The sequence below is a fragment of the Lacticaseibacillus yichunensis genome (assembly GCF_003946405.1).
In the GTDB taxonomy this organism is placed as follows: domain Bacteria; phylum Bacillota; class Bacilli; order Lactobacillales; family Lactobacillaceae; genus Lacticaseibacillus; species Lacticaseibacillus yichunensis.
On the sequence record NZ_RHOG01000014.1, the window covers coordinates 46,403 to 56,952 of the forward strand.

The following is a 10,550-nucleotide window of genomic DNA, read 5'->3' on the forward strand; positions in this document are numbered from 1 at the left end:
AGCGAAGAATGGGGATTTTGCAAGCGGTTTCGGCGGCGGCCATGACAACCTTTCGTCTTAGCGATAGAGATACACATACACGTGACTGAGCGTGATACCTAACTGAATATGCACGCCATTGCTAGTGATCACCTGGTGTGTGGCCTGACTGAGCGAACCGGCTAGCGCTTTTTGCAGATCCATCGTCACCGTTTGTGGGTCGGCGCCAAGCGCGCTCGCCATCAGTCCTAATTGCGTGCCGAGCGTGGTGAGCGACTTTTTCGTTTTCAGGAGAGCCGGCGTCAACGAGGCGGTCAGCGTCATCAACTGGTTGTCCCGCACATTAGCCGAGATCGTGATGCCATCTTTGGCAAAAATCGTCTGCGTTCCTGCCCGCAATGCCGGAATCCGCTGTGCTTGTGTCGCAGCATCAGCCTTTGCGTAGGCGCGACGGAGCGCTTGTACCTGTTGCGCAAGTGCCTGTTGCTGGGCGGGCGAAAGCTTGGCCAGCGCCTTTTGACTGGGCTGCGGCGTCAAGACCGCTTTTTGCTGCGCCGGTGTCAGTTGACTGACAGCCAGCGCCTGATCGTATTTGGTCGTGAAGTCCTTGGCGTCGATCAGTGCGCGGGTGGCTTTGACATGGATCGTGTTCGTCTTCCCCGCCGTTTTCACTCGCACGATCTGTGTCTGGGTGGTCACCGGTAGATAAAATTGATACCGACCTTGATTGGGATGTGCGGTGCCCTTGCTGGCAGTTGTCCCGCTTTTTGTCTGGGCAGTCACGGTCACCTTCTGATGCGCTGACCCACTGATCACTGCCACCTTGCCGTGATCACGGTAAGAGACAACAGGCGGGGATGCTTGCCCACAACCGGACAATGTGGCCAGCACGCCGACGACGACTAACCCGCCAATCAATTTTCTAATGCGCATGATCTTCGCCCTCCTTCGCTTTCGGCTTGATCAACACCATTGCACTGACGGCGCCCACCGCCAACAAGCCCGCGATCACAAGACACGCTCGCGCAAAACCATTTTCAAACGCGTGAAAGACGAGGCTGTGGAGGTCTTCAAACAGCTGGGTGCCGCGAAAACCCTTCGTCTGTGGACTCGCGAAGATCTGCTCACCCGCAAACGCACCGGCCTGATGGAGCGCATCGACCAACTGCCCCTTCGCCGCGGGGAGTGGATTCTGCAAAACCGGTGGCAAGGTCGCAAGCTTGGCCAACCCACCGTCGAGCTTGGCCGTGTAGCCATTGCTGGCGGCGATGCCGAGAATCACCACGCCAAACGAGATGCCGACTTGGCGGAAAACATTGAGCACCCCACTGGCCATCCCGACATCCGCTTTGGCGACCGCACCCATCGCGGTGGTTGAGATCGGCGGGTTGACCAGCGCGTTGCTGATGCCAAGCAAAATAAAGCCGAGAAACAGATCCGACCAGGCAAACGGCACCTGCATCTGATGATCGATGGTCAAGATGCCTGCCGTCCCAAAGACTAGCGCCGCACTGATCAACCAGCGACTGCCGATCTTATTCGTGAGAAAACCAGTCAACGGCCCTAAGACCAACGTGAAGACTGAGATCCACAGTAGTTTGAGCCCGGTTTGAAAGGCGGAATAATTCATATAATTTTGCATGAGAATCGATAAGTAGGTGAAGCCCCCATAGATCCCGGCGCCCAGTGTAAAAGCCGCAATGTTGGCTCCGACAAATGGTGCCGAGCGGAAGATCGAGAGCCTGATCATTGGCTGTTGCCCATGCCGCTCAACCGCAATAAAAGCGATCAAGCTGACCAGTGCCAAGCCAAATAGTGAGAGAATACGCCAATCTGTCCAGGCATAGGACATGTGCATCTCTTTTTGAATCAAGGCCAAGATCAGCCCGAACACCATCAAAATACTGAACAGCATTCCTAGCCAATCCAAGTGTTCATCGGCATCGGCGTGACCTTTTTCAATGAAGACCACGCCCATGATCAGCGTCAGAATCGCCACCGGCAGATTGATCAAAAAGATCGCGCGCCAGCCCAGTGAATCCACCAAGGCGCCACCGATCAGCGGACCGATCGAAACGGCCAAGCCGGTGACTGAGCTCCAGATACCCAGCGCGAGGCCGCGCTGCGTCTCCGGAAAAGCCAGCGTCACGATCGATAGCGATAACGACATCATGGCCGCCCCGCCGATACCTTGAAAACCGCGGGCAATATTCAACCATGTGTCGTTGGTCGCCAATCCGCTCAAGAGCGACCCGAGCATAAAGATCACCACGCCGATCAGGAAGACCTGCTTTTTGCCAAAGCGGTCCCCCAGCTTCGAGACTGGCAGGAGCATCATCGCGTACACCAACGTATACGCATTGAGCACCCACTGCAGCGTTGAAAAACTCGTGGCAAAACTCTTCTGAATCTCCGGCAACGCAACGTTTACGATGGTGATGTCGAGCATGCCCATAAACACGGCCAAACAAACGGCGACAAGCACCCACCATTTGCGACCAGTGACTTCTTTCATACGAATCCCTCTTTATATAAGTATTTGTGCGCACGGATGCACATATTGGCGATAAAAAAGGCCTGCTAGCCCAGCAGCGCCTTCATGTTTCTTGCGGCTTCACTGAATTTGTTGATGATCGTCTCATTGGCGACCTTGTAATAGACCTCGCGTCCGTCTTTTCGACGCGTGATCGCGCCAAGCCGATACATCATCTCAAGATGCCTGGAGATGACTGAGCGATCACGGGGAAATTCCTCAGCGATCTGCCCGATCGTCAATTCGCCAGCGCCCGCAAGATAAACGAGCAATTCGGAACGAACCGGGTCACAGATCACCCGGAAGAAATCAATATCAACATTGTCTCTGATCAGTGCGCGGCACTGAGCTGGGTCGTATTTTGCCATTTCCTCACCACCTTCGCCAATTATATGCATGTGCGTGCACATGTCAACAATTATTGACATCAAAGCCGGCCAACTTGAATGCGCGCCCCCTGTGCGAAAGCGAGCTTCGCGCAATATCCCCGTCTCACTTATGATACGGGCTCCCCGCATTGATCATGAACGCGCGGTAGATTTGCTCCATCAAGACAAGCCGCATCAACTGGTGCGGCATCGTCAACTTGCCAAACGACAGCGTATCATTGGCCCGCGTCATCACCGCCGGCGCCAGGCCCAGCGAGCCACCGATAACGAAGGTGATATCGGAATGGCCATACGTGCCCAGGTCCGCGAGCTCCTTGGCGAAGACCTCACTGGGCCGCTGCTTGCCTTCGATCGCGAGGGCGATCACCCAGTCGCGGTCCTTGATCTTTCCGAGGATGCGCTCGCCTTCGACCTCTTTGACATGCGCCATTTCCGCCTCGGACAGCGATTCCGGCGCTTTTTCATCCGCCACTTCGACCAGCTTCACCTTGGCAAACTTGTCGAGTCGTTTCATATATTCAGCGATGCCGTCTTTGAAATATTTTTCCTTGAGCTTGCCAACACCGATCACCGTGATATTCATACAACAGTCCTCCGGGGTCCAGTATAACAGACGATTTGGTGAAAATAGGTCCGCCGATGCCGATACAAAAAATTTACATTCGGCATTTTGTGGGTCAGTTTCCGGAACAAACACGCATGATCGTGCATGAAAGCGTATCAGTCTTGATTTTTGTATGGGCTTTCACAAAACTTGATCCGCCGGCATTTCCGCGATTCCCGAACGTTTCGCTTTACACGAGTTTTACACGCGATACATTGTCAGTACATTGATTTAGGCGCAAACTAGAGCTGTTGAGTCTTTTTGGAGAGTGTAACTATGACCATACTTAAAAACATTGTAAAGGACCGCGTTTTCCAGATCACAGCGGTCCTGACAGTGCTCAGCCTGTTCATTGCGCGGCCGCGTCTTGCCGATATCAACTTCTCCACCCTGTGGTCCATCACCGCGATGATGACGCTGATCCAGATTTTCGAGTACCTTCATGTGCTCGATTACTGCGCGTATCGTCTCACCAGTCACGCCAATGACGCCCGTCAATTGACGTGGATGTTTTTGATTCTTGCCGTCGTGGCTGGGATGTTCTTGACCAATGACGTCACCGTTTTGACCTTAGTCCCGCTTTACCTACGCATCGCTAAAAAATATGACCTGCCGGAGATCTTACCTGTCACCTTGATTGGGATGGCCGCCAACTTCGGCTCAGCCTTCACGCCCTTCGGCAACACCCACAACATCTTCATGATGAATCATTACCAGGTGTCGCTGGGGACCTTTTTTTCCTGGTCGATTCCGCTGCTCATCGCCAGCTTGATCCTGCTGGCGCTGTTTTCGCTGATGGTGAAAAAAACGCCCGTGCCAACTGTGCCTGTTGAAGACATCCACATCATGATGCGGCCGACTGTCATCACCGGCGTGGCCGCCCTCGTGATTTTCGCCGGCGTCTTGGGCTTCTTGCCATCCTGGGTCGGCGCGGTCGTGGCCTTGGTGCTCGCCGCCCTCTTTGACCCGCACATCCTGATCCACGTGGACTACGGCATCGTCCTCACGTTCACCGGCTTCTTCGTGATTGTGTCCGTTCTGCGGCAGATTCCATGGGTCTCCACCCTGATCGCCAGTCTGATGTCCACCGACCATTCCGTTTACATGACCAGCCTGTTGTCCAGCCAGCTCATCTCGAACGTGCCATCGACCATCCTGATCGGCAAATTCACTACCTATGCCGGCGCGCTATTCCTCGGCTCCAACATCGGCGGCCTCGGCTCTGTGGTCGGCTCCATGTGCAACCTGCTTGTTTACAAAGAATACGTCAACTGGGGTAACCACCAGAAAGGCCGCTTCTTCCTCGGCTTCCTGGGCTTCAACTTCTTGGGCCTGCTGATTCTGGGCATCATGGGCTGGTTCATCCTCGATTTTATCTACTGATCGTCAGGCAAAAAATCAGTCGCACCTGCCGCTATGCCGGTGGGTGTTTTTTCGTGCCGGATTCCCCACGCCTTGGCAGCCTGGGACATTAGCCTCCGATTCCCCCCATTCCGTGCGCCATCCACCGCTGTCCGCCCTGCCCAGCCCCCCCAACTGCCACGCGCCAACCGCTACGCAATTGAATTTTTCCCCTGTCAGCGCTAACATTATCGCTATCATCCGCCTTTGCGGAATAAGGAGTCGCCTCACATGACTGAAAATTACATCCTCGCCATCGACGAGGGCACCACCTCCACTCGCGCTTTCATCGTTGACCACGCCGGCCGCACCGTTGCGGAAGCGCAGCGCGAGTTTCCGCAGTATTTTCCCCAGCCCGGCTGGGTCGAGCACAACCCCAACGAGATCTGGAATGCCGTGCAGGCGACCCTCTCCAGCGTGTTCATCGACTCCGGCATTCAACCTAAACAGATCGCCGGCATCGGCATCACCAACCAGCGCGAAACAACGGTCGTGTGGGACAAACTGACCGGCCTGCCCATTCACAACGCGGTCGTGTGGCAATCTCGCCAGACCAACGCCATTGCCGAAGAAATGAAGGAAGATGGCCTTTCCGAGACGATTCACGAGAAAACAGGCCTGATCATCGACGCTTATTTCTCCGCCACCAAAATTCGCTGGATTCTGGACCAAGTGCCCGGTGCCCAGGCCCGTGCCGAGCGCGGCGAGCTGCTTTTTGGCACCATCGACACCTGGCTGGTCTGGAAATTATCCGGCGGCGCCATTCATGTGACGGACTACACCAACGCCAGCCGCACGATGCTTTTCAACATTCACGACCTCAAATGGGACGACGACATCCTGCGCCTGCTGAATATTCCCCGGGTTATGTTGCCGGAAGTCCGCAGCAACGCCGAAGTCTACGGCTACACCGCGCCCGAGCACTTCTTCGGCAGCCCCGTCGCCCTCGCCGGCATGGCTGGCGACCAACAAAGCGCCCTCTTCGGCCAGCTCGCCTTTGAGCCCGGCATGGTGAAAAATACATACGGGACCGGCTCCTTCATCGTCATGAACACCGGCGAAACGCCTGTCATGTCCGCCAACAACCTCCTGACCACTATCGCGTATGGCATCGACGGCAAGATCAACTACGCCCTAGAAGGCTCGGTCTTCGTCGCCGGCTCCGCCATCCAGTGGCTCCGCGACGCCATGAAACTCTTGGCCCACGCCACCGATTCCGAGGATGAGGCGCTCAGCTCGACCTCCCGCAACGAAGTCTATGTCGTGCCTGCCTTCACCGGCCTCGGCGCGCCATACTGGGACGCCGAAGCCCGCGGTGCCGTTTTTGGCCTGACTCGCGGCACCACCCGCGCCGATTTCATCAAAGCGACCCTGCAGGCCTTGGCCTACCAGACCCGCGACGTGGTCGATACCATGTACAAGGATACCGGCATCACCATTCCCGCCCTGCGCGTCGATGGCGGCGCCGCCAACAACAACTACCTCATGCAGTTCCAGGCGGATCTCCTCAACACCCCGATCGAGCGCGCCGGCAATCTCGAGACCACGACCATGGGGGCCGCATTCCTCGCCGGCCTAGCCGTTGGTTTCTGGAAAAATACGGATGAGCTGGCCGCCATCGCCACCATTGGCCGCCGTTTCGAGCCAACTATGCCAGCCGCAGAACGCGAAAACCTTTACGCCGGCTGGCAACAAGCCGTCGCTGCCACCACGATGTTCAAGCACCGATCAGTCGGGGAACAGGAAAACTAAACTGAATCACGCGCCGCTTCCGCTGGAGGCGGCGTTTTTGTGCAGCACGATTGATGCAGCGGCATAGAGGTACGTCCGCTCTAGTCCAGAGACATCTCGGCAAGCTCGGAAAAAAACTGTTTTTTTGAATATATTGCGGAAATATTTTCGCTTTTGTGTATTTGTTGATTTCGGTTTGCCCCGAGATAAGTGCCGATTCAAGACTTACTTTGGCGAAAAAAGCTTCCTTGGTTAAAATTTGCGGTGATTCAAAATCCCCTTCACAGCAGCGTTTCTAGCTCCGTCAAAAAATAATATCAATATCTCGATCACATTTTCCGGCTCCCACTCGCTTAATATTATGTAAGGGTCAGGAAGGTGGGCTCTTACCGACGTCCGGATGAGCATGCCCCAAGTGGAGACTGTCGCATGCATATTCATTCGACTCCATGGGCGATCGGGGGAAACAACACACCAACAGAACACCTGAATGTACAGCAGGCGTTCAGCACCACCCGCACCACGGGAGTCCGGACTCCCACTAGTCTTTCATCGCAATGTCGTGCAGCCCACCTTCGTTTGCAGGAGCTGAATGCGGCCCATCTTGAGAACGACACCCGAATCTTCGGAAGCGGGAAGGTCACCGAAATTCTAAGCCTATATGTCACCCAACTTGCACCAGCGTCCGATATGGCGGCGACGTAAGAACCACCCATGATGAAAGACGAACGGCTTGCGCAAGCAGGTCGTTACCGATGCAACGTCCCCGGCGGCAACGCCACGTCACGCTCTTTGACAGCTGAATAAGTTCTATCGGTATCCACACAAGTGTCGTGCAGCCCACCTTTGTTTGCAGGAGCTGAATGCGGCCCATCTTGAGAACGACGCCTTCTTCTTCGGAAGCGGGAAGGTCACCGAAATTCTAAGCCTATAGGTCACCCAACTTGCACCAGCAATCGATATATGGCGGCGGCACGGATGCCACAAAAGTTTTTCAAAGAGTACTAATCGGCACGCCTCACTTCGTTTCCACTGCAGCGAAGCGAAACGTGCCACCCTCCGACTTGCAGTGGGGTCGGGGGTACATACTAGCCTAATGGGAACCAGAATAAACGAAATTGCAGGCTACATCTACAGCCCACCTCGCTACTGCACAAAAAGACGGCGCATTCGTAGCACCGCCTTCCTTACTACTACAAATCCCTAACCACCCGAAACCCCATATTACTGCTGGCACTTTCCCCGGTGTTCCCATTCCGCGCCGCGATGCGATACCGTTTGCAGTAGCTTTCATGACAGAGAAACGAGCCGCCCTTGGTCGCGTAATCGGCGTCGTCATGCGCCTGGTACTGCGCCCAAAACGCCGGACCGCTGGTTGTCTGAAAATCAGCCAACGGGATGTAGCGCGGATTGACGCACCATTCCCAAACGTTGCCGATCATTTGCCAAAGGCCGTACCCATTTGGGGTGAACGAGCGAACCGGCGCGGTGCCAACGAAGCCATCCGTTTTTTCATTGACCCACGGAAAATCGCCCTGGAACGTGTTGGCCATGTAGGTGCCATCTGGGACTAGCGCGTCATCGCCCCACGGCCATTTGGTGTTGGTGGTGCCGCTTTTTGCCGCGATCTCCCATTCAGCCTCAGTCGGCAAGCGCACGCCGGCCCATTGGCAATACGCCACCGCGTCATTGCGCGAGACCTGCACAACGGGATGATCCAAGCGATTTTCAATGGTCGAATCCGGGCCAAATGGATGGTCCCATGTCGCGCCGCGCACGCCGTACCACCATTCCATGCGGGGCAGCGGCATCGCGTCTTGCTTCGCCGCCTCGCTCATCAACAGGTGGAAGACGTAGCTCCAGCCGATGCGCTCGGAGTCCGTCTGGTAGCCGGTCGCCTTCACGAACGCCGCAAAGTCGGCATTGGTCACGGTGGTCTCGCCGATCTCAAACGGCGCGACCGTCACCGCAGTCACCGGTTTTTCCACGTCCTCGATGAAACCATCATCGGCGTTGGTGCCAATATCATACGTGCCGCCCTGAATCCTGATCATGAGCGTCGCCTCCTTTTCGGAAAAATAATATCACGAAAAATTAGATAGCGAGCAAATAAGCGGGCCAAACCTGGTATGGCAGCGTATACGAACTTGGAATAAGAAAATATAATGACCGCTGGATTTTGATTGCAACTATTTTTGCCATCCGCCATACTAATGAAGGAAAGCGAAATATTAAAGCCACATGACAACGTTGCGGCGAGCTAACATCCTTGTCACATCGTCTTATCATCGTGTCGAAACGCGAAAGTCTATGCTATCATGGCCACAACCAAGTCGATTGGAGGCGTTCACATCACATGAAGAAGAAAATGACAGTCTTTGTCATCCTCTGGGCGGTCGTGACGATCGCGGTCGGCTGGCAGGTGCGCGCCCAGCTCACCCGCGCCAACGAAGCCGAACACGCCATCACGCAAGTCACCAAGGCCACCAAAGCGTTGCGCGGCGCCGATTTTGTCAGCGCGCCGAAAAGCAATCTCGCAGCCGCCTACCTCAACCGTGCGAGTTACACGGCGGGCCAGGCCGCTAAGTTGAAGGCGACCATGACGCCTGCCCAGCAGGCACAACTCGCTACCGCCCAAAAGCAGATTCAAAACGCCGAATTATTCGTCGCGGTCCACACCGAAGCCGAGCAGATTCTGAACACCGACCACGTGATCCGTGACACAAGCTACGACAACACCAACCTGAACAACGCTTTCCAGCGGCTCCAGACTGCGGACAAGACCTACGCCAAGGCTGCGGCCGCCGACGTCAAGCTGGTCGACACCCAGGCGACGGCGCTGGCTGCGATTCGCGCCGCGACCACTAGCGACCCGACCGCCGCCCAACTCGCCGCCGCGAAAAAGGCGATCGAGGCGGTCCCCGTCGCCGCGTTTCGCCAGGCCTACCTCCCCTTGCTCGAGACCCTGACGCCAACCGCGGTCCCCGCGGAAAATAGTGCGGCGCAACAGGCGGCGGCCCCGGCAAAATCAACGACAGCTGAAACGTCCACCGAAGCAAAGACCTCTGCCAAAGTGGCCACGACTGATAAGGTGACCAAGTCTGACGCAAGCGCGGCCACGGCCAGTTCCGGATCCAGCAACACTACCGCCGCGCAGCCATCGGGCGAAGCGGCGGCTCAGTCCTCGTCCGCAACCACCACGGATAAGCAAGCCACTACCACGAGCAAGCCAGCCAAAGACGCAACGGCTACCTCGACGCCGGCCACCGATGCCGATACCCAGAAGAAGCCGGCCCAGGACGATGCGGCCACGGACACCACCGATTCGAAAGACGACGCCGAAGCCACAGAAAAAGGCACCGACCCAGCTGTGATCGGCGAAAACGGCTTGTACGCAACGATGGCCGAAGCCGTTGCCGCGATGAAAGCCGCGCAAAAAGCCGCCGGATCCGATGACCAGGCGACTGCGTATTCTGTCCAGCTTGAAGATGGCACGGTGCATTATACTTGGAGCTGGCTCAAAGATACGATGCCAGCAGACACCACCGACGTCCCGTGACTTTTCATCTTATATTGTTCAATCATCCAGCCTTGTGCTGGATTTTTTTGTGCTTATGACAGGCTTCATACGCCGATATACGCTGATATACGCTGCGTTAATGAGCGCCGGCTTCTGACTGCATCTTTTTCAAGCATATTAATTTCCTCGCACCAGGGTTTTTATAAGTGCGTGGCATCCCCACTAGGGTGAATCCGGTCACGAGAATAGCGGCCAGCGCCAACCTATTTTTCCTGAGGGCACTAAAAAAAGGGTCTAAAATTTTTGGTGTTGATTGTGACAACGCCGGAAGTTTTGGACCTTTTTTGAATAACAAAAAAGGCACCTGGTCTTCCCCGGTGCTATGCTTTAAGC

9 protein-coding genes are annotated in these 10,550 nt (G+C 55.8%); 3 read left to right on the forward strand and 6 right to left on the reverse strand.

Annotated elements, in window-relative coordinates:
* Positions 1-57: 57 nt before the first annotated feature.
* From EKM95_RS05895 to rlmH, 4 genes are all read right to left on the reverse strand, one after another.
* Complete coding sequence (locus EKM95_RS05895) at positions 58-912, reverse strand: hypothetical protein (RefSeq protein ID WP_125696924.1); 855 nt, start codon at positions 910-912, stop codon at positions 58-60.
* Positions 902-2,494: an MFS transporter gene (locus tag EKM95_RS05900; protein WP_125696925.1), complete on the reverse strand. Its 1,593-nt coding sequence runs from the start codon at positions 2,492-2,494 to the stop codon at positions 902-904. The genes EKM95_RS05895 and EKM95_RS05900 overlap by 11 nt, the downstream gene beginning before the upstream one ends.
* Positions 2,495-2,559: 65 nt before the next feature.
* Positions 2,560-2,880, reverse strand: coding sequence for an ArsR/SmtB family transcription factor (locus EKM95_RS05905; RefSeq protein WP_125696926.1), 321 nt, complete (start codon positions 2,878-2,880; stop codon positions 2,560-2,562).
* Positions 2,881-3,004: 124 nt separating this feature from the next.
* Positions 3,005-3,484 carry a 23S rRNA (pseudouridine(1915)-N(3))-methyltransferase RlmH gene (rlmH, locus tag EKM95_RS05910; protein ID WP_125696927.1) on the reverse strand — a complete coding sequence of 160 codons (480 nt, stop codon included), beginning with the start codon at positions 3,482-3,484 and terminating at the stop codon, positions 3,005-3,007.
* Between the two features lie 297 nt (positions 3,485-3,781).
* On the opposite strand from rlmH, the gene EKM95_RS05915 reads away from it, so the two are divergent.
* Together EKM95_RS05915 and glpK are read left to right on the forward strand one after the other, a co-directional pair.
* Positions 3,782-4,888: an SLC13 family permease gene (locus tag EKM95_RS05915; protein ID WP_125696928.1), complete on the forward strand. Its 1,107-nt coding sequence runs from the start codon at positions 3,782-3,784 to the stop codon at positions 4,886-4,888.
* Positions 4,889-5,137: 249 nt separating this feature from the next.
* The gene (gene glpK, locus EKM95_RS05920) at positions 5,138-6,658 is read left to right on the forward strand and encodes a glycerol kinase GlpK (protein ID WP_125696929.1); all 1,521 of its coding nucleotides are present in this window, start codon (positions 5,138-5,140) and stop codon (positions 6,656-6,658) included.
* A gap of 1,172 nt (positions 6,659-7,830) precedes the next feature.
* Here the strand turns inward: glpK and EKM95_RS05925 are convergent.
* Positions 7,831-8,691, reverse strand: coding sequence for a formylglycine-generating enzyme family protein (locus tag EKM95_RS05925; protein WP_125696930.1), 861 nt, complete (start codon positions 8,689-8,691; stop codon positions 7,831-7,833).
* A 302-nt stretch (positions 8,692-8,993) separates the two neighbouring features.
* Here EKM95_RS05925 and EKM95_RS11635 point away from each other — a divergent pair, with 302 nt between their 5' ends.
* Positions 8,994-10,196 (forward strand): hypothetical protein, encoded by a 1,203-nt coding sequence (locus EKM95_RS11635; RefSeq protein WP_164510106.1) that lies wholly within the window; start codon positions 8,994-8,996, stop codon positions 10,194-10,196.
* A gap of 97 nt (positions 10,197-10,293) precedes the next feature.
* Here EKM95_RS11635 and EKM95_RS11800 read toward each other — a convergent pair.
* Positions 10,294-10,550, reverse strand: a 257-nt coding sequence (locus EKM95_RS11800; RefSeq protein WP_225423194.1) for a hypothetical protein, incomplete at its 5' end; no start/stop codon positions are given.